We start from the raw sequence: 22,496 nt of genomic DNA, 5'->3' as shown, positions 1-22,496 counted from the left end.
GTTCACAACATCTGCACACGACACAAAAACCTGTGGGAGCGAGCTCGCTCGCGATGAGGCCAGCAAGCCCAACATCCCTGCGACTGAACCACCGCTATCGCGAGCAAGCTCGCTCCCACAGAGGGTTGCGCGGGTTCACAGCATCTGCACACGACACAAAAACCTGTGGGAGCGAGCTTGCTCGCGATGAGGCCAGCAAGCCAACATCTCTGTGACTGAACCACCGCCTTCGCGAGCAAGCTCGCTCCCACAGGATGAAGCCGGCCTCAAGCGTCCCAAGGGGCCACGGCGTCAACGTCAATGGCGTAGCGTTCAATGGCCTCGGCACAGACACTGGCGTCCAGACGCCCGTCATGCACCAGGGAGGTCAGCGCACTCAGGACGATCTGGTGGCGGTCCACTTCGAAGAACTTGCGTAGTTGGCTGCGGGTATCGCTGCGGCCAAACCCGTCGGTGCCGAGTACCGTGTAATGGCCATCGAGATAGCTGGCGATCAACTGGGGCAAGGCGCGTACGTAGTCGGTACAGGCAATGATGGGCGCCGAGTCGTGGAGGCATTCTTGAACATGACTGCGCTTGGCAGGTTGTCCGGGATGCAGTCGATTCCAGCGCTCCACTTCCCGTGCCTCCCGGGCCAATTCGGTAAAGCTGGTAACGCTCCAGACCTGACTGTCGATTCCCCAATCGCTCGCCAGCAACTCGGCGGCGGCCATCACTTCGCGCAGGATGGCGCCGGAGCCCAACAACTGAACACGTCCACGGGCACCCTCGACTTCATGCCGGGCAAACAGATACATGCCCTGGATAATGGCTTGTTCGACACCTTCAGGAAGGGTGGGCTGCGGGTAGTTCTCGTTCATCAAGGTGACGTAATAAAACTCGTCCACCTGACGCTCCAGCATCTGGCGCATGCCGTGATCCAGGATCACCGCGAACTCGCCGGCGAATGCTGGATCGTAAGCCCGACAATTGGGGACCATCGCCGCCATCAGATGACTGTTGCCGTCCTGGTGCTGCAGACCTTCGCCACCCAATGTCGTACGGCCTGCGGTGGCACCGAGCAGAAAACCGCGGGCCCGTTGATCCGCCGCCGCCCAGATCAAGTCGCCGATGCGCTGGAAGCCGAACATCGAGTAATAGATGTAGAACGGCAGCATCGACAGACCATGCACCGAATAGCTGGTCGCGGCAGCAACCCAGGAACTGATCGCCCCCGCCTCGCTGATGCCCTCTTCGAGAATCTGCCCGTCCAGGGCTTCCCGATAACTGAGGATCGAACCAATGTCCTCCGGCTCGTAACGCTGCCCCACGCTGGAGTAGATGCCGATCTGCTTGAACAGGCTGGCCATGCCGAACGTACGCGCTTCATCCGCCACGATCGGCACGATGCGCGGACCCAGTTGCTTGTCCCGGAGCAAGCCGCTGAGCATCCGCACGAAGGCCATGGTGGTGGACATTTCCTTGCCTTGGGCGGCGATGGCAAACCCGGCGTAGCTGTCTACGTCGGGCACGGCCAATGACTCGCTGGCCGAAGGTCTCGCCGGCATGTAGCCGCCCAACGCCTGGCGGCGTGCATGCAGGTAGCGCATTTCCGCGCTGTCGTCGCTCGGCTTGAAGAAACTCAGGGAGATGGCCTGCTCATCGGTCAACGGCAGGTTGAAACGGTTGCGAAACGCGATCAACGCCTCACTGTCGAGTTTCTTCTGCTGGTGCACGGTCATCTTGCCCTGCCCGGCGTCGCCCATGCCGAAGCCTTTCTTGGTCTGGGCCAGGATGACCGTAGGTTTCTTGCCCTCGAGCACTGCGCTTTGATACGCGGCAAAGATCTTCACCAGATCATGACCACCGCGTTTGAGGCGGTCGATCTGCTCGTCGCTCAGGCCTTGGGCCAAATGCGCCAGGGCTTCGTCCTGGCCGAAGAAATGCTCACGGTTGAAGCGCCCATCCTTGGCCGCGAACGTCTGGAACTGGCCATCGACCGTGGCCGACAATGCCCTGACCAACGCGCCGTCTTTATCCTGGGCAAACAATCTGTCCCAGTCGGAACCCCACACCAGTTTGATCACGTTCCAGCCCGCGCCGCCGAACAACGCCTCGAGCTCGTCGATGATACGACCGTTGCCACGCACCGGGCCGTCCAGGCGCTGGAGGTTACAGTTGATCACCCAGACCAGGTTATCCAGCCCTTCGCGCGCCGCCAGGGTCAACGCCGACATGCTTTCCGGTTCATCCATTTCACCGTCGCCAAACACGCCCCAGACGGTTCGCCCCGAAGTCTTTTGCAGGCCGCGGTGCTCCAGGTAACGCATGAAACGCGCCTGGTAGATCGAGCTGATCGGACCGATCCCCATGGAGCCCGTCGGGAACTGCCAGAAGTCCGGCATCAACCAGGGGTGCGGGTAACTCGACAACCCCCGGGCGCCATTGGCACGCGCGCCGATCTCCTGCCGATAGTGCTGCAGATCCTTTTCTTCCAGGCGTCCTTCGAGGAACGCCCGGGCATAGACGCCTGGCGCCGAGTGCGGTTGGTAGAACACCAGATCGCCGCCGCCGGTTGGGGTGCGCGCCTTGAAGAAATGGTTGAAGCCCACTTCAAACAAATCCGCCGCGCTGGCATAACTGGCGATGTGTCCACCCAATTCGCCGTAGGCATGATTGGCCCGGGCAACCATCGCCAGGGCATTCCAGCGCATGATCGATGCCAGACGCTCCTCGATAGCCAGGTCCCCAGGAAACACCGGTTGCCGCTCAACGCTGATGGTATTGATGTAAGGGGTACCATGGCTGGGCCGCCAGTCGATGTCCGAAGTGCTTGCCACGGCCAGCAGCATGTCGAGGATCTGTCTTGCCCGGCCCGTGCCGCTATGGGCCGCGACGGAGAGCAAAGCCTCACGCCACTCGGCCATTTCTTCATCCTCTGCAGCCGGGCCCGGCCATTGGGCATGGAGATCGGACAGGTTCATAAGCAACTCCTGCAGGTGTCGGGTATCACTTCAAGGTGACGCGAGTGGCTGCCTCGGGCGAGGCGTTTTACCTGCTCCACCGCGGCAATGACGGAGCGTTCGGCCGCCTCGTCCGGTGCGACTGGGTAGAGGCAGGGCTGGCCAATGGAAAGGTCGTGCAAGAAGCGCTCATCCAGTTCACCGAGCACCACAAAACTGTAGTCACTCTTGGCCATTTGCACGCCAACGAGCTTGCCAGTCGCGGTGCTCATCGTATCGACATGGATCAGCGCGACATTGTCAAAACAGCTGAACCCCTGATGGATCAGATCAATATGATCGCTATCGAGTCCGCTCACGATGACCACGATACGCGTACAACTGGAAGGCTCGCGCATCCACCTCATTGCGTGGGTACGCCCCTCGGCGGTTCGGCTCATAAGCGTTGCCTTTCTGGTTTCAACAGGCGAATTGACGAGGACTGGGTTAAATGACGCCGCGCGCCTGCAGCACGCTTTTCGCCAGACTCCGGGTCGCCGATAGCACCTCTTCCACCTGTCGATCCATCGCCGCGGTGGATGAGGCTATCGTTCCCAGTTCGACGACACGCAGCGGGTGGCCGCAGACGGATCCCAGCCAGGTCAGGCCAGGCACCGTGCCGACTTCCAGTAAAAAGCTGCCGTGGGGGACGGCGCGCAACAGCTGGCTGGCATAACACGCGTCGCCCCCGGCGGACGGCTCCGGGCTGGACCCGACCCGCAACCAGTCGACCAGCAACGCCTCGGACTGCTTGACGGCCAGATAAGCCACCTGGTCCCAGTCATCTATCGTCACGTGCAGCTTGTCGATCATGTACTTGGGCAGCGCGGCGCTGGTCACGATAACCACCCCGGCATCCGCCGAAGGTTCCTTGATCCAGACTGCGGATTGCGATATCGCATGCATGGCGGTACTCCCGGCGGTTGGGTTGCAGCGGCTCGCTCCGAGCGGCGATCCGACGATGAGGCCGTGACATTCAACCTAAATGCCAACTGCCCCACCGCTTCGTGAGCAAGCGCTCGCCTACAGCTCATTGGCGTGAATCAGCCGTTGCGGAACAGGAAGCTGTAGGCATTCAGCGCCGGCGCCCCGCCCAAGTGCGCGTAAAGCACTTTCGAGCCTTCGGGGAACTCGCCACGGCGGACCATTTCAATCATCCCGTGCATGGATTTTCCTTCGTACACCGGATCGGTCAGCACACCTTCCAGGCTGCCGCACAGGCGAATGGCTTCCAGCGTACCGTCATTAGGCAAACCGTATTCCGGATAGGCGAACCGCGTATCGAGCACTACATCCTCTTCGGTGATTTCGCGGCCCAACTCCACCAGTTCCGCGGTATGCCGGGCGATACGCAGGATCTGTGCCTTGGTTTTCTCTGGCTTGGCCGAGGCATCGATGCCGATCACATTCTTCGAACGGCCGTCCGCGGCGAAACCGACGACCATGCCGGCCTGGGTACTGCCGGTCACGGAACAGACCACGATGTAGTCGAACTTGAACCCCAGTTGTTTTTCCTGCTCCCGCACTTCCTCGGCAAAGCCCACGAACCCAAGGCCGCCATAGGGATGCTCGGAACAACCCGCCGGGATCGGGAACGGCTTGCCACCCTGCTCCACGACATCGCTCATGGCCTTTTCCCAACTTGGCCGGATACCAATATCGAAACCTGCCGCGTCAAGCCGCACGTCCGCCCCCATGATGCGCGACATCTCGATGTTGCCCACCCGGTCATACACCGCGTCGGAATAGTTCACCCAGTTTTCCTGCACCAGCACGCACTTCATGCCCAAGTGGGCAGCGACTGCAGCGACCTGGCGGGTCTGGTTCGACTGGATGCCACCGATAGAGACCAGCGTATCGCAGCCTTGCTCGATCGCTTCGGGAATCAGGTATTCGAGCTTGCGTGTCTTGTTCCCGCCGAAGGCCAGGCCACTGTTACAGTCTTCACGCTTGGCATACAGCTCTACCTTGCCACCCAGATGTTCACTGAGACGCTTCAAGGGCGTGATGGGAGAAGGACCGAAGGTCAATGGATAACGTTTAAAACGATTCAGGTTCATGACTCTGCTCCTCGATATTGGATATCCAAGCGCCAGACCGAAAGTGAAAAGGCCACATTCCAGGCTCTTTCAGGAGGGGCTTCGATGAGTTCAATATTAAGAAGAATTCGAAAAATATGTGTTGCAAGTTTCTGCTATTTATAAAAACATAATTTCCATTAAAGTACATAAAACCTATTTTTAATGCGCTGAATTCAATATGAAAGCAACAAATACTCACAAGAAGCCGGCCGCTGCGGCCCCGGTGCCGCACCCACTGGATCGAACCGACCGCGCGATTCTCAAGGTCCTGCAACGAGATGCCTCCATCTCCAACGTGGCACTTGCAGAGAAGGTGAAACTGAGTGCCCCGGCTTGCCTCAGGCGTGTCGAACGACTCAAGCAGGTCGGCCTGATCAAGGACATCGTCGCACTGCTGGACAATGAAGCGCTGGATGCGGGGATGGTGGTCTTGATCGGCGTGGTGCTGGACCGCTCCACACCGGAATCCTTCGCCGCATTCGAGGCCGCCGCACAAAAAGTGTCCGGCTGCATGGAATGTCATGTGGTGACGGGGGAGTTCGACTACTTCATGTTGATACGAACCAAGGACAGCAACAGCTTCAACCGGCTCCACGCGGAGCAACTGCTTTACCTGCCCGGCGTTCGCCAGATTCGCTCGTTCATGGGGTTGCGCCAGGTCTTGTCGACCACCCACATTCCCCTTTGAGGCTCCAATCAGACCGAGCAGGCATCGGTTCGGTATTCATCGCTCACTCAGCGAAGCATCAAGCGGAATATCAAGGGTAAAGGTTGCGCCCTGCCCAACCCCGTCGCTGTGCACGGTCAAGCTGCCACCCATTTCCTGCGCGGCCAACGCGCAGCTGTGCAGGCCAAAACCGTGACCGTCTTTGCGCGTCGTGAAGCCATGGGTAAAAATACGCTTCAGGTGCTCAGGCGCAATCCCATTGCCGTTGTCGGCCACCGTGATGCGCAATACGGCCCCGTCAACGAGGGACGCGCTGAACGTGACGCATGGGCTGCGATCGATCACGCCGTCCAATGCCTGCTTGGCATTGCCGATCAGGTTCACCAGTATCAGCAGCACCCGGTGCCGGTCCAACGCCAGCAGGGGCAAGTCGGCAATGTCCTTGACCATCGTCACCTCCTGGCGCGCCAGTAATCCAGCACTCATGCGCAAGGCATCGTCGATCAACTCTGCGACCGGCACGGTCTCGACAATACTGACGGCAACGGCATAGGACTGCTGGGCAGCGACAATGGTTTTGATGTGGTCAATGCCCTTGGTGAGTTGCCCGAGCTCTTCGATGATGCTCTGTTGCTCTACCGCCACCACCTCCGCCAACTTGAGCAGGTAGTCGGGCAGCATCTTTCCCTTGTGGTCCTTGGTGAGGAAATCGCTCAGGTCATGGACGTGTTCGTTCATCAGTTGAGCCAACTTGCCCAGCCCCTGGGCCTTGGAGCTGCGCATCTGCCTGCTGACCAGTTCTGCCGATACGTTCACGCTGTTGAGGACGTTGCCGACGTTGTGCAGCACCGTCGTCGCGATTTCGGCCATGCCCGCCTGACGGGATTTTGCATGCAGTTCGGTTTGCACCTGGCCCATGCGCAGCGCCGCGCGTACGCGAGCCTTGAGCTCCAGGGGCGAAAAGGGTTTGGCGATATAGTCATCGGCGCCACTCTCCAACCCGGAGACACAGGCCTCGCTACCGCCACGGGCGGTCACCAGGATCACGGGCAAATGAGCAAAACCGGTGCTGGCTTTGATCCTGGCTGTCAGGCCGAAACCGTCGAGCTCCGGCATCATCACATCCGAAACCACGACATCGATGGGTCGAAGCTGCAGCAGCGCCCAGGCCTGTTCGCCATCGGTTGCGGTGGCGACGATGTAATCGTCTCGCAAAAGCTCGCTGAGATAGGCCAGCATCTCCGGGCTGTCGTCGACCACCAGCACTCTGGATCGCGAGGCATGTTCCGGGGGCTGCTCGTCGTCTGCGCCTTGGATCGAAACCCGGTCGTTGCGACTGCCAAGGCGACCGTCATCGAAACGCAGGTGACGCTGCTCGGCTGTGCTTGTCGTGCTCGATGATGATCGCTCATGCATCGTGCTGGCTTCGGTCGGTACGGTGTTTGGCTCGGTCCCCAGCGGAAGTCGAACAAAGAAGCACGACCCCCGTCCGGGCTCGCTGTTGACACCGACTTCACCCCCCATCAATTCGACCAGATCCTTGACCAGGGCGAGACCGATGCCTGTGCCGCTGTAGTGCCGCGTGGCGGAATTGTCGATCTGGGAAAAACGCTGGAACAACAGCGGCAGTTTGTCAGGCGCAATGCCAATCCCCGAGTCCTGCACCGCGAGTTCAAATCGCGCGCCATCGAGCGGCGTGACGGCCAGGTGCACCGTGCCGCCGGCCGGTGTGAACTTGATGGCATTGCTCACCAGGTTGAGAAGAATCTTCTCGAAGTGTTGGGGATCCAGGAACACCGTGCCGAGCGCGGGATCGATGCTGCAGGTCAAGGTGCAGCCTTTGCCCTCGGCCACCATGGCGGCGTCCTCGGCCAGCACGCCCACCACCTTGTTCAAGTCAATGGGCGTTGGGCACAACTCGAACTTGCCCGCTTCGGCCTTGGAAAAATCGAGGATGTCGTTCACCCGGTTCATCAAGCGCAATGCGTTGCGTTGGGCGCGGTCGATTTGCACATGCCAGTCCGCTGGCGGGGTGGGCGCCGCCGAGAGTTGCTCCAGAGGGGCGAGAATGAGGGTCAGGGGGGTGCGCAGTTCGTGGCTGACCGTGGCCACGAAATCGCTCTTTGCCTGGTTAGCCGTCTCAGCCTGGTTGCGCGCCTGAATGAGTTCGATGGCCTGCGCCTCCAGCACCTCGGTCTGGTGGTGCAGCGTGTCGGTCCGTTCGGCGACCATTCTTTCCAAAGAGGCCTGGACTTGCTGTCGTTCGGCCTCGGCCTCGGCCTCCAACACCCGGATGCGCAGGGCGTTCTCCTGGAACACCCGTACGGCGCGGGTCATGATTCCAATCTCGTCGCCGCGTCCGGCACTGGCGATCTCGGCGTTCAGGTCGCCAGCCGCAAGCCGGCGCATGACCGAGGCCAGAGCCACGATGGGCTGCGCGACAAATCGCGACGTGCTCCAGGCGATGGCGCCGGCCAGCAGGAGGGCGACGGTCCCTGCGACGATCGTCGCAAGCATGCCGCGATCATTGTGGACCAAGGCGTCGGAGCGTGCTTGACCAGCGAAGCGCGCCACCAACAGGCCGGCGCTCCGTGCCTCGTTGCGAACCTGATCGCGCGCGTCGCTCAAGGCGTTGCTCGCCTGATGGAACCTGGCGAATGCCGCCCGGTAGCCGGCGATCTGATCGCTGACCGTCAGGGGCGTTGCCCTGGCCTGCAGTCCCACGGACGCCGGGAGAACCCGAGCGAGCCGGGAGAGCTCGTCCAGGATGTGGTCGACAGCGTCGGCGACCTCGGCCGACGGCGACAGGCGAAACGACAAGGTCTGCGCCTCCAGGGTGGCCACACGCTCGGCGAAACGCTTGGACAACGCGGCAGCATTTTGCAGCAAACCGGTTGCTGCCTGAATGTCGCTGGCGTCATGGTCAACATGCCCTTGCACTTCCTCCAACATTGTCTCGAGGCGCTCGGCCGTCTCCCCGACGGCGGCAAGATACCGCAAGGCCTCGTCTCCCCGGAGCTTGGGCGCCTCGCCAAGATGCTCGACCGCCACGCTGGCAGCGTCGAGCGCCGTGGCCAATTGGTCCAGGGCCTCTCTCTGCTGCGGTGTCCCCATCAACTCGCGCAATTGTTCGACCACGGGCCGGAGTGCCGCGCTGGCGTTGCGCGCCGCAGTGGCGGCTGCCCCGTCACCGGTCACCAGCATCCTGGCCACATTGGCGGTGATGATCCGTTCGCCGTTGCGCAGGATATCCAGGATGCGATGGGCGCTTTCGATGTCGCTCACCCGCGACTCGTGCTCCGCGGTGCGGGTCTCAAGCCCTTTCAACCCATCGGCGATGCCCTGTTCGACGAGGATCGTCGCCTCTCGCATCCGGCTGTAGTGGGCGGTCATGTTCTCCGTTTCGCCATCCATGGCCAGGCTCGCGGCCCGCAAGGCGGCGATCGCCGTCGCGAGCCTTTCCAGACTACCCTTGAGCGATTGCGCCTCTGCCACCGCGATGGCCGAGAGGCCGGCGATCGCCGTCGCCACCATGCCTTCGGCCTGGGACAGGCTTTCCTGGTCGCGGGTGGCGATGAAGTTCTCCACCCGCCCGGTGGCACCGTTGACCGAGGCGAGAATTTCCGCGGAATGGCTGGCGGAATCCACCGCACGGACCATGCCGCGCAGGCCATAAAGGTTCACCAGCGACACCGCCAGCATCAGAAACACCAGCGCGGCGACCGCCAGGCCAATCCTGACGGCAATGGGCCTGTCCGTGGCAGGTCTGAATGTCGACATGGCGCCGCGCCCCCCGTCCGCCACTACGGTTTCGTCACCTCCGGCAAAGGCGTCGGCGGCGCCGTATGGTTGGTGGCCGCGTCGATCATCGCCACGACGGCGGCCTGGTCATAGGAAGGATTGGCGGCGCCGCCCACCGGCATGGTGGCGAGCCAGGCGTCCAGGTCTTTCCCATCGATACGCACCAGCGGCACCTCGACGAACTTCGGCACCTGCTTGCCCGCCAGAATCTGCTGGGCCACCCAGAACCCCACCTGGGAGACGCTTGGCGAGGCGGAGACCGAGACGGTCTCGTAGCCATTGGCATCGCGCTCCTGTTTCCACAGGGCAAGTTCGTCCTGACGATTTCCCATCACAATGATCGGCAAAGGGCGTCCCGCCGCCTTGAACGCCATGGCCGCGCCATAACCGTCGCCCCCTTGAGTCGCGACGGCATCGATGTTGGGCAGCGACGGCAGCGCCAGCGCTACCTCCTTGCGTGCGACGGAAGCGGTCCAGTTGCCATAGACGGTCTTGGCGAACTTCAAGCCCGGATAGTCGCTGGCGGCCTTGCGAATGCCGTCACTGATGTTTTTATCGGTGGCATCGCCGGCAATGCCGCGGATCTCCAGCAGCGTTCCGTTCCCCTTGAGGCGCTCGGCGATATAATCCATTTCCACGCGGCCCATGGCGGACCAGTTGTAATCCACGGTATAGGCGCAACTTTCGGTGACGAGGCTGGCCATGACCACCACCACGATGCCGGCGTTGCAGGCGTCGCGGATCACCCCGTTGAGGGCCGTGTCGGACGCGGCCAGGATGACGATGGCGTTCACGCCCTTGACGACCAGGTCCTGGATATGGGCCGCTTGTTCCGACGCCGAGTTGTTCGCGCTGACCACCGGAGCCTCGCGGATCAAGCCGTCCTTCTGCGCCTGGGCCGCAATCTCCTGCCAGTTGCGCACCATCACCTTGCGGAAATCGCTGCCTGCGTAGGAGTTGCTGAAAGCAATGCTATGGCTTGCGGTAGGGGCACGGGCGATGCCGCTGTCGGCAGCGTGGGCTGGATTGGCGGCCACCATCGCCAGCCCGGTCACGCAGCCAGCGAAGCGCCACAAGATTTTGTGGATCGGTTTGGTGTTCATGTTGTTCTCCATCGTCCTTGGGATTTACCAAAAGTCATCCACCTGCACCTGTCGACAGCCTGGATCGACTGCTTGATCTGGTTTGGAGAAATCGGCCTGCAGATTGGAGATCGTCGTCCCTGTGAAATGGGCGCTCACGAACTGACGACGGGTCGCCCAGGGATCAAAATGCGCCGATGGACATCTGTTACCAGATTGCTCATTCGGTCATTCCAACAATGGAACCGGACATGTAGAACCAGACACATACAGACTCCTTCCCTTGGCGGCCGATCACTGAAACCCATACATTGCCTGCAGTGGCAATGAGCATAGTCGCAACCTGCCCGCTTCGCTCGCGGCCGTGGAGGATTCCAGCCAACCAAACGCCCACAAGGGCACACCGGCTACGGCACCTGGATGGGCGAGCCGGCATCAAGCTTGATTTCGGATAGCCTCCTAAAGAATAGGGCGTTGATCCGCCTCAGGGGCCGTCGCCAGAGGCCAACCGACGCGCGCCGCACGCAGCAGGCTGGCCCTGACAACCAAGCGGTGAAAGGGGGCAATAACGAAGATGTAGGCCCGGCCTAGTCGGTTGTGGCACTGGACCACGGTTGAAAAGACCAGTTGGCGACTGCCTTCTGGCTCTGTCTCTCCGGCACACAGGATCGATAGCCGGAAGTCGAGGTGCTGGTCGTCCTCTCCCAACACGATTTCAGTCTGGTTGGTGCTGTAGACCTTGAAGGGTCCAATCCGATGAGCAAGTGATGCAAGATGTCTGGCTGTCTTGAGACCAAAACAGGCAACGACAGTGTCTCGGACGTTCATGAGCCAGCCGATCCAGGATGGCTGGTGAGAAAGGATGAAGCGCGCCAGCAAATCCGGATCGCTGGATGTGCCCGCCGGGAGCCGAATCGCAAAAGCGTCTGCCAGGTCCATCGACGTGTAAAGGTGGGTGATGCCGGACCTCGAGGGGACTGGCACGGACATAATGAGCTCAAATTCTCGGGGCATCGGGGATCCCTCCTGAGTGCTAACACTGATTGGACGACATGCCATGTCGCGTTTCTGGTTGCGATGGTTGGTCGAAAACGCTCCTTGTCGCCCGGTGGGTGCGTGTCTGGTTCAGACGTGGCTGGATGTGGTCGAGGCGCCCACTTTTCCTTGCCGGATACTGAGCTCGATCAAGGCATCATAGAGCGCTTGCTGCCCAGCGGGCAGAACAGGGCTCAACGTCGCACGGCGCTTATCGACATCGAACCAGGATTCAACCAACCACCCCACCAGATAGAGCGCCGAAAGGTATCCGCCCGCGGTTGCAACGTTCCCCTGGAATACAAGAGGCTGGTCCATGGACTCGAGCCCCAGCGCTTGCAAGCTCGATCGTGCATCCGGGTGCGTAGTTGCCTGGCCGCTGAGCAGCCCAAGTCGTTCGAGAATGAACGCTCCGGCGCATAGGGAGCCGATTCGCTGGCGCCTGGCGTCAAGTTGAAACGACGGCAGGAAATCTGGATCGGCAAGTGCAGCGGGTACCCCTTCCCTGCCGCTGACGAACAATACCGCGTCGGCACTATTGGCCTCGGAAAGTGGACCGTGCACCGAAACAGGCAGACCGTGCGCCGAACGCACGACAGCACTGGAACCCAATATTCGGACGTGCCAGTCCTCAGTGTTGCGGCCTAGAATGTCCCACATCAGGAATAGGTCGATATCCGTGAATTGGTCGAAAGCAACCAGAACGATTTTCTTCAAGGCGAACTCCATGGAAAGTGCTGGCGTGCAAAACGCAACGGCCGTCTTTGTGGGTGTTCGCAGCGTATCAACCGGTTGCGCACCATACACAGTCTGTATGGCACTGACTCTGGAGCGAAATAACGGGTGAAAAAACTAACTCGTCACCATTGGATCGCGGCTGGTTTTGAGGCCCTCGACCAGATAGGGCATGTTGGCGTTTCGGCCGAGAGTCTATCGCGCCGATTGGAGGTGACCCGCGGATCGTTCTATCACCATTTCCGCAATCGCGAAGACTTTGTCCGCACCTTGCTGGCCGCTTGGGAAGAAGACTACACGGAGCGCATGCTCGCTCATGCGGCCCAGGGTCGCAGCGCGGTTGAAATCTTGAAACGCTATTTGAGCATTGCCGCAGAGAAACAACCTGGGCGGGAAGTTTCCATCCGGGCCTGGTCACTGCACGATCCGTTGGTAAGCGAGTTTCAGCAGCGTGTTGACACAAGACGACTGGACTTCGCGATACGGACGTGCCGCCGCTGGGTCCCTATGCCAGGCGAAGCAGAAGTGATTGCTCAGGTGGCCCATCTGTGCCTGATTGGTGGTCAACAGGCAGGGCTGCGGCGTGATGCCGCTCGCTTCAACGGTTTCCTGCATCGAGCCTTGTCACTTTTCGAAGGGGCTCTTGCACCGTGGCGGGCCTCTTCCCACGCCCAAGCCGTCGATGACATTCAAGCGTCCATCGACGTGCAGTGCAGTATTGGGCTCAAGCCGGATTGGAAACAGCCAACTTGAGCCCAAACGCGACAAAAACACCGCCCGTGAGTCGGTCAAGCGCCTTCAGGGCCGCCGGGCGCTTCAGGAAATTGCTCAGTGGCACCGTCGCCGCTACCAGAATGCCGAACCAGGCCAGCGTCAACAGCACGTGTAGCACCGCCAGGAAGAAGGAGTAACTGGCCACGCTCGCGCCACTCGGGACAAACTGGGGGAGGAACGTGATGTAGAAGACACCAATCTTGGGGTTCAGCAGGTTCGTCAGTAAACCGCGAACAAAGGCACCACGCGCAGAGGCCGCCATGTTCTCGCTCCCCTGCCCTTGCAGCGTCGCCCGGGGTCGCAGCAGCAGTTTTACACCCAGCCAGACGAGATACACGGCACCGACAATTTTCAACGCAAGGTAAGCCCACTCCGAAGCTTGCAACAGGGCACCGAGCCCCAGTGACACCGCGGCTCCCCACACCAGACACCCGAGCACGATACCGATAGCAGCCATCGCCGCCGAACGTCGACCGCCGGTCGCTGTAGCGCGAAGCACCATGGCCGTGTCCACGCCGGGAGTCACGGTGAGCACTGACGCAGCAGCGATGAAGGCAAGCAGCAGGGATAGGTCGTTCATTTGAATGTCCAGGGCAGTCGGCAGCCGTACGGTTATCCACTCTAGTTAGCCACTCGGCGTTCGGTCAAACGTTCTGTGTGGCCCATCAGTCGAGGAGATGTACACCAGGAACCCAAGACCAGCGCCCGATCCTATTTCGCCGTTATCACCGACAACTTGCTGATCCCCGCACGCTCGATGGACGCCATGGCCCGGGCAACCTCGCCATAGTTCACCCCGTTGTCCGCCTGCAGTTGTACGCGTACATCCGGGTTTTTCGCCTTGGCGGCTTGCAGGTTCGACTCCAGCAGATCCGCCTGGATCTCGTCCTTGTTGATGAACACCTTGCCCTTGTCGTCAATGCTCACCACCAGCGGGTCTTTCTGTTCCACGGGTGCCACTGACTCGGTCTTTGGCAAATTGATGGGAATGGCGTTGGTCAACAGCGGCGCGGTGACGATAAACACCACCAGCAGCACCAGCATCACGTCCACCAGTGGCGTGACGTTGATCTCGCTCAGCACCTCGTCATTGTCTTGTGTGGAGAAAGCCATCTCAGGACGCCTCCTTCACTTTCTGCGGGTTGCCGGCACGGGCTTTGTTCAGCGTTGGGTGCAGCAGCACGCGGAATGAATTTTTCTGCGCGAGGCTGTAAAAGTCGTGGGCAAAGTCGTCGAGGTCGGCGGCCGTGAGCTTCAGGCGACGCAGGAAATAGTTGTAGACCAACACCGCAGGAACCGCGACGGCGATACCCACGCCCGTGGCGACCAGCGCCGCACCAATCGGCCCTGCTACGGTTTCCAGACTGGCGGAACCGGCAGCGCTGATGCCCTTGAGTGCTTCCATGATCCCCCAAACGGTGCCGAACAGTCCTATGAACGGCGAGGTACTGCCGATACTGGCGACCACCGCCAGGCCGGTTTCCAGGGAGCGGCGCTCCCGGACGATCTGTTGGCGCAGGGCGCGTTCGAGCCGGTCCTGGTGGTTGATGGCCTGGCTCAGGTCGGCAGCGTGGGGAGCATCACCGACCTGGATCGCGGCATAACCGGCCTGGGCCACACGGGCAGCGGCGCCGGGTTGGGTTTCGGCCAGTTCAGCGGCCGACTCAAGGCTCGACGCCGCCCAGAACTGTTTGTGGAACTTGCGATCCTGGGCCTTGAGGCGACCGAACTGCACGCCCTTGAGCAAGGCCAGGCCCCAGGTTGCGACCGAAAAGGCCACCAGCAGCCAGATCACCGCGCTTTCGATGGATTCAAGTGGAGATGCTAATGCCATGATGTTTTCCCTCTGGACAGATCGCGGCGTGTGCAATACACCGCAGCAATAGTTAGTGAATCTTGAAATCGATGGGTACGCTGACCCAGCCGTTCTGGGCCACATCGCCCTGCTTGGCCGGCACAAAGCTCCAACGCTTCACGGCGGCCAGCGCGGCGTCGTCGAGTTGCTGGCGACCGCTGCTTTTCTGGATCTGGATCTCACCCGGCTTGCCGCTGGCCAGTACCTGCACCCGCAACAACACCGTGCCTTCCCAACCCCGGCGCTGGGCCAATGATGGGTATTCGGGCGCCGGGTTCTTCAGGTACGCGGCGTTGGCCGAAGCCGGGGTTACCGGAGCCGGTGCGGGGGCTGCGACTGGCGCGGGAACCGGTGGCGCAGGCGTGGGAGGCGCAGGCGGTTGCTCCACCGGTTTGGCGACCGGCTTAGGCACAGGCTTGGGTACCGGCTTGGGCTTCGGAATCTTTTTCGGCGCCGGCTTGGCGGCCAACTCATCCACGACGGGCGGCGGTGGCTCGACCACAGGTGGCGGCGGTGGTGGCGGCACGGGCGGCGGCGCTTCGACCACCGGCGGCGCGGGCTGGGAAAATTCGATGGTCATCGGTGGGATTTCCGGCGGCACAATCGGCAGCACCGGGGTGGGCTTCTGACTCACCCAATAAATCACCGCACCGTGCAGGGCCAATACCAGCAACCCCAGCAGAATCCCTTCGCGCCGACTCGAAAAGCGCCCGGGGGGACGCTGCAAGCGCAGCTGCCCCAACGGCGCACGGTGCGGCCGGCCAAGGTCGACCAACTCACCACCCGGTGCCTGGCGCCATTGCGCCTCGTGTGCACTGGCGGCGGCCTGGACATTGCCCATTGATTCACTCCCTACGGTTTTTGAAACAGAAATCGACAGGCCTGCGTGAAAGGCCGTCGAGGGCTAAATGATCGGGGCTAGACGCTTATCTCTTAAAGTAATCTTTAAAGTTATATATAGATCTAAAACGAATAATTGAAATTCACCCATACGCTAAAGCCGCGGCCCGCGTGGCCTGGCGCCGAGACACACTTTTCCGGTGCTTTTTCAGGCATGCAAAATATTCATTAAAGGCATGGCTCGACAGGTTGTTTGCGCACACGAGTGACGGCGCTGACGATACGGCGGGTGGCACGGGTGTTGACCCGGCCACCTATCCCATGGGCTAGAAGTCGTAGCGTCCGGTCACCCCTAGCGTGCGCGGGCTCCCCAGCAGGCCTTCGTAACCGCCGTTACCGCCGGTCCACAGGGTGGTGTAGTAGGTTTTGTCGAAGGCGTTTTTCAGCCACAACGACACATCCCACTGTCCCTGCTCATAGTTGCCGCGCAAACCAGTGGACAGGTTGACCACCGCATAGGCAGGAATCTGTCCGTAGTCGGAATCCTCCACCGTGCCCACGGCCTTGGAGCGAAAGGCATAGCTGCCGGTGACGTAGGGCTCCAAGCCATTGTCCAGATTCCACTTGTACTCGCCGTTGGCATTGGCGATCCACTTCGACGCCCCTACCACTGGGTGCCCGCTCAGGTCGCAGGAAGCCGGCGCTCCTGGGCGCAGACTGACTTCCGGTGGGCACGGCGCATCCTTGTAGCTCAGGTAACGCACATCGTTGAACGAGCCGTTGAGGTTCAGCGTCAGGCCCTTGATCGGCACCCAGGTACTTTCCACCTCCACGCCGCGCGAACGCACGGAACCTGCGTTGGTCAGGTACTGCACGCGATTGTCCTGGTCATAGGCGTTGGTCTGGTAACCGTTGACCTGGGTCCAGAACAGGTTGGCATTGAGCTGCAGGCGCCGGTCCCACAACGTGCTTTTGAAACCCAGCTCGGCGTTGTTGGCGCGCTCGGTGCCGACCAGCAGCGAGTCCGCCCCGGCAGTCGGTGCGGAGCCGACCACGAGGTTGACCCCACCGGACTTCTCGCCGTGGGACAAGGTCGCGTAGCCCAGCAGGTTGTCGTTCAAGCGGTAGCTCAGGTTGAGCAAGCCCGAAGGGCTGGCGCTGTATTGCGTGAGGTCGCCGGAGTCATAGGCGCCGGTACGGTTACGTCGAGCCGTCGCGGCGGCGCCCGTGACGGCCGCACCGCCCACTGGGCTGTTACGCGTCACCCAGGCGCTTTTTTCTTCATAAGTACCGCGCAAGCCTGCGGTGAAATCCAGGCGCTCGGTGAGGTGCCAGGTGCCTTGGGCAAACAGGGCAAAACTGTCGGTGCGGATGTGCCCGTTGCCCACGGTGCTGACGTTGGCCAGCGCACCTGCAGGCGTGCCGTTCCAGATATCCGCCTGGGGCCCGTAAGAGACGAAGGATTTGTTGTCCAGCGAGTTGCCGAAATAGTAGGCACCCAGCACGTAGTCGAAGAAGCCACCCGTGGGCGATGCCAGGCGAAACTCCTGGGACCACTGTTTGTCTTCCACCGATACGCCGGCGTTATAGGACGCCGGCACGTTAAGGCCGTCATCGTTGCGCGGGGTGAAATTCCAGAAGCGATAGGAACTGACCGAGGTCAGGGTGAAATCGCTGGGCAACGTCCAGTTGGCCTCCAGGGAGGTGCCGCCCTGGAACACGGTGACGTGCTGGTCGCTGTCCAGGTTGACCTTGCGATGGGTGCCGTCGACCAGGGTGGCCCCCGCAGCGGCCGCCCGCGACTGGTAGAGGTTGGTGCCATTGATGGTCGGCCCGGTGCTGTACAGCACGCGGGTGCCGGCGCTGGAGTCCTCTTCGTTGTAGTCGCCGATCCAGCGCAGGTTGAACGCTTCGCTCGGCTTGTACAGCAGTTGCCCGCGAAAGCCCTGGCGGGAGCCGCCGTTGAGGTCATGGCCGTCGTATTCGTTCTTGATGTCGCCGTCGCTGCGCGTGCGATAGGCCGAGAAACGCCCGGCCAGTTCATCGGTCAGCGGGCCGGAGATCGTGCCCTTGGTCTGGAAGTAACCGTCCTCGCCCAGCGACGTTTCGATGCTGCGCTCCGGAGTGAAACTCGGCGCACGGGTGCTGATATTGATCACGCCGGCCGTGGTGTTCTTGCCGAACAACGTGCCCTGGGGGCCACGCAACACCTCGAGCTGTTCGATGTCCATCAGGTCGAACACCGCCATCCCCGGCCGGCCGAGGTACACGTTGTCGATATACAAGCCCACGCTGCCTTCCAGCCCGTCGCTGGCCGGGTTGTTGCCCAGGCCGCGAATCGACACGCTGGATTGGCGCGCATGCATGTAGGCCACGTTGACGCTGGGCACCAGTTGCTGCAAATCCTGAATCCGATAGACCCGCTGGCTTTCCAGGGCCTGGCCGCCGATCACGCTCATCGGTGTGGGCACCTCCTGGGCGCTTTCCGTGCGCCGCCGGGCAGTCACCGTGACGGTTTCCAGTTGGCCGCTGACGCTTTCACCCGAGGGTGCCGGTTCGGCCGCGTGGCCGGGTGTCCAACTGGCACTGCCCGCCAGCAACATGGCCAGGGGCAGGCGTTTGAGCCTCCAGGGAGAGCAAGGTACAGCGGGCATCAACAGACTCATAAGCGGCTCCGGAACCCGGAAATATCCATCACTTGATATTCCCTTAGGTTATTTATTTATGTTTTCACGAACATTTACTGCATAAGAGATAGCCTTTATAAGGAGTCGACCTAATGCATAGCCAATGCATTTCCCCGATATTTTTGATGTGAAAAATGCATATCGATCTGCGCCAACTTCGCCACTTCATTGCCCTTGCCGAACAACGCAGTTTTGTCGCGGCGGCGTTGACGGTAAATCTGTCGCAGTCGGCGTTCAGTCGCAGCATCCAGGCCCTGGAACACAGCGCCGGATGCCAACTGGTGGATCGCGGCCGCAAAGACCTGGCGCCCACCAAGCAAGGCCAGGTATTGCTTGAACATGCCCGGCGCCTGGTCAGTGGCGCACAGCAACTGGCCAACGAGATCAGCCAATTCAATGGTCTGGAAGCCGGCGAATTGCGCTTCGGTTGCGGTCCGGCGCCGGCGGCGGGGTTGATACCACGGGCCATTGGCAGTTTTATCGGGCGCTACCCCAAGGCCCGCGTGCAGTTCCAGGTGGATGACTGGCAAAGCCTGGGCAAACGCCTGCTCAGTGAAGAATTCGAATTCTTCGTCGCCGACACCCGCCACTTTGAAGCCCACCCGGACTACCACACCTACCGCTTGCGGCCGCGCAAATGGTATTTCTGCTGCCGTGCCGGCCACCCGCTGGCACAGCAACCCAGCGTGACGGCCGCGCAACTGATGAGTTACCCACTGGCCGTGACCATTCGCCCGCCGAACCTGCGCAAGGTCATCGTCGACCTCAGTGGGCGGCCCGATTACCTGCCCAACGTCGAATGCGAGAACGGCTACAGCCTGATGGGCGTGGTGCTGCGCTCCGACGCCATCGGCATCGTCAGCGCTAACAGTGATGTGCTGCACATGGCTCGCGGCGAATTGGTGTGCCTGACGATCGATGGCCTGGCCGAAGACCTGGAGGAACGTTACACCCGCTATGGCATCGTCAGTCGTGCGGGGTATCGCTTGTCGCCGTTGGCGGAGGCGATGATCGAGCAGATCAAGCAGCTCGATGAGCGGGATGAGGAGGTGTGCGCACTGGAGAATGTCGCTGTCTGAAGCGGCGCTTTCGCGAGCAAGCTCGCTCCCACATTTGTACGCATTCCAAATGTGGGAGCGAGCTTGCTCGCGAAAGCGCTGGCAGCAACACCGATGCATTGACTGCATGAAACCCAGTCCCCAAATGCACTTGCCAGCCCACCCTCCGAACGGCGAAAAAACTCACCTGTCCTCCACTTGGTGAAGCCTCATGCCTGCCCCAAAAACCGTCCGCAACGTGCTGTACATCATGTGCGACCAACTGCGCCGCGATTACCTGTCGTGCTACGGCCACGCCCATCTGCAGACACCGAACATCGACCGCCTGGCCGCCGCCGGTGTGCGTTTCAGCCGCGCCTATACCCAGGGCACCATCTGCGGGCCCTCCCGCATGTCGGCCTATACCGGGCGCTACGTCAGCAGCCATCAGGTGGCGTGGAACGCGGTACCGTTGCCCCTGGAAGAACTGACCATCGGCGACTACCTGCGCCCCCACGGCATCCGCACGGCGCTGGTGGGCAAGACCCACGCCACGCCCAACCTGGAGGCCTTGCAGCGGCTGAACATCGACCCCGCCAGCCCGCAGGCCGAGCCGCTGAATGAAGTCGGTTTCGACGCCTATTTTCGTCACGATGGCATCTACCCCGACAGCCCGCTGTTCGACGACAAACGCGAGTCCGCGCCCTATACCCATTACCTGCGCGCGCAGGGCTACAGCGGCACCAACCCGTGGCACGAATGGGCGAACGCGGCAGAAGGTGAAAACGGCGAGGTGCTCAGCGGCTGGCACATGCGCAACGCCGGGCGACCCGCGCGAGTCGCTGAGCAGCACTCGGAAACCGTCTACACCACCGACCGTGCCATCGACTTTATCCACGAGCAAGCCGAGCGACCGTGGTGCCTGCACCTGTCCTACATCAAGCCGCACTGGCCCTACATCGCCCCGGCGCCGTATCACGCGTTGTACGGCGCCGAGCATATCCAGGCGCCCATACAGCCTGGACAAACCAGCGATCACCCGGTGTATCAAGCGTTCCGCCAGCATCAGGAGAGCCTGAATTTTTCCCGTGACGAGGTGCGGCTCACGGTGATTCCCACCTACATGGGGCTGATCAAACAGATCGACGATCAACTCGGGCGCGTGTTCGATTTTCTGCAAAGCAATGGCCGCTGGGACGACACGTTGATCGTGTTCACCAGCGACCATGGCGACTTTCTCGGCGATCACTTCCTTGGCGAGAAAGAGTTTTTGCTGGAGCCTGCGGTGGGCGTTCCGCTGATCGTGCGTGACCCGCGGGCCGCTGCCGATATCAGCCGTGGCACGGTGGACGCACGCCTGGTCGAAACCATCGACGCCCTGCCGACTTTCCTCGACGCCTTGGGCCTGCCCGCTGCCGACCACCGCCTGGAAGGCCGTTCGCTGATCCCGCTGCTGCACGCTCAAGACACCACTTGGCGCCGCTACGCCATCGCCGAATACGACTACGCCTTCCAGGCCCCGGCCCGCGAGCGCCTGGCACAACCCATCGACCGCTGCCGCATGACCATGGTGCGCAGCGAACGCTGGAAGTACCTGGCCTATGACGGCTTTCGTCCACAGCTGTTCGACCTGGAAAACGACCCGCAGGAACTGCACGACCTGGGCAGCGACCCAGCTTATGCCGAGGTTCGCGAAAGCCATCTGGGGTATCTGTTCGAGTGGCTGCGCGGGCTGAAGCGGCGCACCACCATCAGCCACACAGAGATCGATCTGCGTGGCCAACGGTTTCGTTATGGTGAGCCGGAGGCGGAGAAAGTGGTGCAAATCGGCGTCTGGTAAAGGACGCGAATCAATGGGGTGAGATTCCTGTGGCGAGGGCCACATTGCCCACACAGTCGCGTCTGCGCCGGCTTACAGCCCCTTGATGGTCTTGCTCGACTGCCCTTGCACCCCCACCGGCACATCGCCCTTGAGGGTGACCCGGCGCACGATACGCTCCTGGGTGCCGTAGTCGTCCACGGCGTAATGTTGGGTGGCGCGGTTGTCCCAGATCGCCACGTCACCCGTGTTCCAGCGCCAGCGCACGGTGTTTTCCAGGCGCGTGACGTGGCTTTGCAACAGGTTGAACAGTTGGGTCGAATCCGCCTGTGAATACCCCTTGAGGCGTTTGACGAAATGCCCCAGCAACAGGGTTTTCTCGCCGCTGACCGGGTGCACACGCACCACCGGGTGTTCGGTTTCATACACCGTGGAGGTGAACACCTTGCGGTACTCCTCAAGCCGCTCTACTGACACATCCGGCTTGATCGCGGCGTAGTCGTATTCGTTGCTGTGCACCGCCCACAGGGTATCGGCCAGTGCGCGCAACCCCGCGCTGAGGTCGTTATAGGCACTGGAAGTGTTGGCCCACACGGTGTCACCACCGGACTTGGGCGCCAGCACCGAACGCAGCACGGAGGCTTTGGGGTAGGCGTCGACGAAGGTCACGTCGGTGTGCCAGGAATTGGCGCGCTGGCCGCGCGTGCCGTCCAGCTCCATCAGGAACCGCGTACCGTCGCGTACCGGCACCGTCGGGTGGGCAATCGGCTCGCCGAGCAGATGGGCGAAGGCTTCCTGGCTCTGGTCATTGAGGTGGGTCTGGTCGCGGAAGAAGATCACTTTGTACTGCACCAGCGCCTGCTGGATGGCTTCGACGGTGGCGGCGTCCAAGTCACCGGACAATCTGATGCCCCGGATCTCGGCACCGATGCGGCCAGCGACCGGGTGAATGTCCAGTGCCTGGGCAATGGGTTGAACAGCTAATGCGGCGTTGCTCATTGTGGTGACCCTCATGTGCCTGCTGATGGTGGGAACGTTTCCCGGCAACGCTCTATAGATATGCAATTTTGATCTAGCAAATTAATAGATGCATCGTTGACGG

Annotated in this window: 17 protein-coding genes and 3 pseudogenes; 4 read left to right on the top strand and 16 right to left on the bottom strand. The window is 61.4% G+C overall.

The annotated features are described in order from the left end of the window. Positions 1–266: 266 nt before the first annotated feature. The 4 genes from mdeB to BLO80_RS00695 all read right to left on the bottom strand — a co-directional run bounded on the left by mdeB (position 267) and on the right by BLO80_RS00695 (position 5,041). Entirely contained in the window at positions 267–2,963 is a 2,697-nt protein-coding gene (gene mdeB, locus BLO80_RS00710) for an alpha-ketoglutarate dehydrogenase (RefSeq protein ID WP_092326110.1), read from the bottom strand. Continuing rightward, a complete protein-coding gene (locus BLO80_RS00705; protein WP_092326108.1) occupies positions 2,960–3,382 on the bottom strand; it encodes a hypothetical protein in 423 nt (140 codons plus the stop codon). The genes mdeB and BLO80_RS00705 overlap by 4 nt, the downstream gene beginning before the upstream one ends. A gap of 46 nt (positions 3,383–3,428) precedes the next feature. Further along, positions 3,429–3,887 (bottom strand): transketolase, encoded by a 459-nt coding sequence (locus tag BLO80_RS00700; RefSeq protein ID WP_092254844.1) that lies wholly within the window; start codon positions 3,885–3,887, stop codon positions 3,429–3,431. A 137-nt stretch (positions 3,888–4,024) separates the two neighbouring features. Next, positions 4,025–5,041: a 1-aminocyclopropane-1-carboxylate deaminase gene (locus tag BLO80_RS00695; RefSeq protein WP_060742854.1), complete on the bottom strand. Its 1,017-nt coding sequence runs from the start codon at positions 5,039–5,041 to the stop codon at positions 4,025–4,027. Positions 5,042–5,240: 199 nt separating this feature from the next. Between BLO80_RS00695 and BLO80_RS00690 the strand changes: the two genes are divergently transcribed. Next, entirely contained in the window at positions 5,241–5,750 is a 510-nt protein-coding gene (locus BLO80_RS00690) for an Lrp/AsnC family transcriptional regulator (protein WP_092326107.1), read from the top strand. Positions 5,751–5,786: 36 nt separating this feature from the next. On the opposite strand, the pseudogene BLO80_RS30510 reads toward BLO80_RS00690, so the two are convergent. The 6 genes and pseudogenes from BLO80_RS30510 to BLO80_RS00670 form a co-directional block, all read right to left on the bottom strand. Further along, positions 5,787–6,128 (bottom strand): annotated as a pseudogene (locus BLO80_RS30510) (ATP-binding protein); the annotation flags it as partial. A gap of 519 nt (positions 6,129–6,647) precedes the next feature. Further along, positions 6,648–6,983 (bottom strand): annotated as a pseudogene (locus tag BLO80_RS30505) (response regulator transcription factor); the annotation flags it as partial. A 210-nt stretch (positions 6,984–7,193) separates the two neighbouring features. Next, a pseudogene (locus BLO80_RS30500) lies at positions 7,194–8,246 on the bottom strand (sensor histidine kinase); the annotation flags it as partial. A gap of 1,286 nt (positions 8,247–9,532) precedes the next feature. Further along, the gene (locus tag BLO80_RS00680; protein ID WP_092326105.1) at positions 9,533–10,633 is read right to left on the bottom strand and encodes an ABC transporter substrate-binding protein; all 1,101 of its coding nucleotides are present in this window, start codon (positions 10,631–10,633) and stop codon (positions 9,533–9,535) included. A gap of 438 nt (positions 10,634–11,071) precedes the next feature. After that, the gene (locus BLO80_RS00675; protein WP_092326104.1) at positions 11,072–11,626 is read right to left on the bottom strand and encodes a DUF2867 domain-containing protein; all 555 of its coding nucleotides are present in this window, start codon (positions 11,624–11,626) and stop codon (positions 11,072–11,074) included. 111 nt (positions 11,627–11,737) lie between these two features. Then, the gene (locus BLO80_RS00670) at positions 11,738–12,364 is read right to left on the bottom strand and encodes a DJ-1/PfpI family protein (RefSeq protein WP_092326685.1); all 627 of its coding nucleotides are present in this window, start codon (positions 12,362–12,364) and stop codon (positions 11,738–11,740) included. A 126-nt stretch (positions 12,365–12,490) separates the two neighbouring features. On the opposite strand from BLO80_RS00670, the gene BLO80_RS00665 reads away from it, so the two are divergent. Next, positions 12,491–13,135 carry a TetR/AcrR family transcriptional regulator gene (locus BLO80_RS00665; protein ID WP_256574047.1) on the top strand — a complete coding sequence of 215 codons (645 nt, stop codon included), beginning with the start codon at positions 12,491–12,493 and terminating at the stop codon, positions 13,133–13,135. Here the strand turns inward: BLO80_RS00665 and BLO80_RS00660 are convergent. The 5 genes from BLO80_RS00660 to BLO80_RS00640 form a co-directional block, all read right to left on the bottom strand. Continuing rightward, complete coding sequence (locus BLO80_RS00660; protein WP_092326102.1) at positions 13,107–13,736, bottom strand: LysE family translocator; 630 nt, start codon at positions 13,734–13,736, stop codon at positions 13,107–13,109. The genes BLO80_RS00665 and BLO80_RS00660 overlap by 29 nt on opposite strands. A gap of 131 nt (positions 13,737–13,867) precedes the next feature. Continuing rightward, complete coding sequence (locus BLO80_RS00655) at positions 13,868–14,269, bottom strand: ExbD/TolR family protein (protein ID WP_092203032.1); 402 nt, start codon at positions 14,267–14,269, stop codon at positions 13,868–13,870. Position 14,270: 1 nt separating this feature from the next. Continuing rightward, entirely contained in the window at positions 14,271–14,990 is a 720-nt protein-coding gene (locus BLO80_RS00650; RefSeq protein ID WP_371128535.1) for a MotA/TolQ/ExbB proton channel family protein, read from the bottom strand. 52 nt (positions 14,991–15,042) lie between these two features. Next, a complete protein-coding gene (locus tag BLO80_RS00645) occupies positions 15,043–15,852 on the bottom strand; it encodes an energy transducer TonB (protein ID WP_092326101.1) in 810 nt (269 codons plus the stop codon). Between the two features lie 325 nt (positions 15,853–16,177). Beyond that, positions 16,178–18,517, bottom strand: coding sequence for a TonB-dependent receptor (locus BLO80_RS00640; RefSeq protein WP_092326099.1), 2,340 nt, complete (start codon positions 18,515–18,517; stop codon positions 16,178–16,180). A gap of 155 nt (positions 18,518–18,672) precedes the next feature. On the opposite strand from BLO80_RS00640, the gene BLO80_RS00635 reads away from it, so the two are divergent. Continuing rightward, a complete protein-coding gene (locus tag BLO80_RS00635; RefSeq protein ID WP_092326098.1) occupies positions 18,673–19,617 on the top strand; it encodes a LysR family transcriptional regulator in 945 nt (314 codons plus the stop codon). A 190-nt stretch (positions 19,618–19,807) separates the two neighbouring features. Then, positions 19,808–21,415, top strand: a complete 1,608-nt coding sequence (locus BLO80_RS00630) for an alkaline phosphatase family protein (protein WP_092326096.1) — start codon at positions 19,808–19,810, stop codon at positions 21,413–21,415. Positions 21,416–21,487: 72 nt separating this feature from the next. Here the strand turns inward: BLO80_RS00630 and BLO80_RS00625 are convergent, their stop codons facing one another. After that, the gene (locus BLO80_RS00625; RefSeq protein ID WP_092326095.1) at positions 21,488–22,393 is read right to left on the bottom strand and encodes a TauD/TfdA dioxygenase family protein; all 906 of its coding nucleotides are present in this window, start codon (positions 22,391–22,393) and stop codon (positions 21,488–21,490) included. Positions 22,394–22,496: the final 103 nt, after the last annotated feature.

It is taken from the genome of Pseudomonas sp. NFACC56-3 (assembly GCF_900100025.1).
GTDB classification, from domain to species: domain Bacteria; phylum Pseudomonadota; class Gammaproteobacteria; order Pseudomonadales; family Pseudomonadaceae; genus Aquipseudomonas; species Aquipseudomonas fluorescens_AA.
Note: the sequence above shows the minus strand (reverse complement) of the source record. Positions and strands in the feature narration are given on the sequence as shown.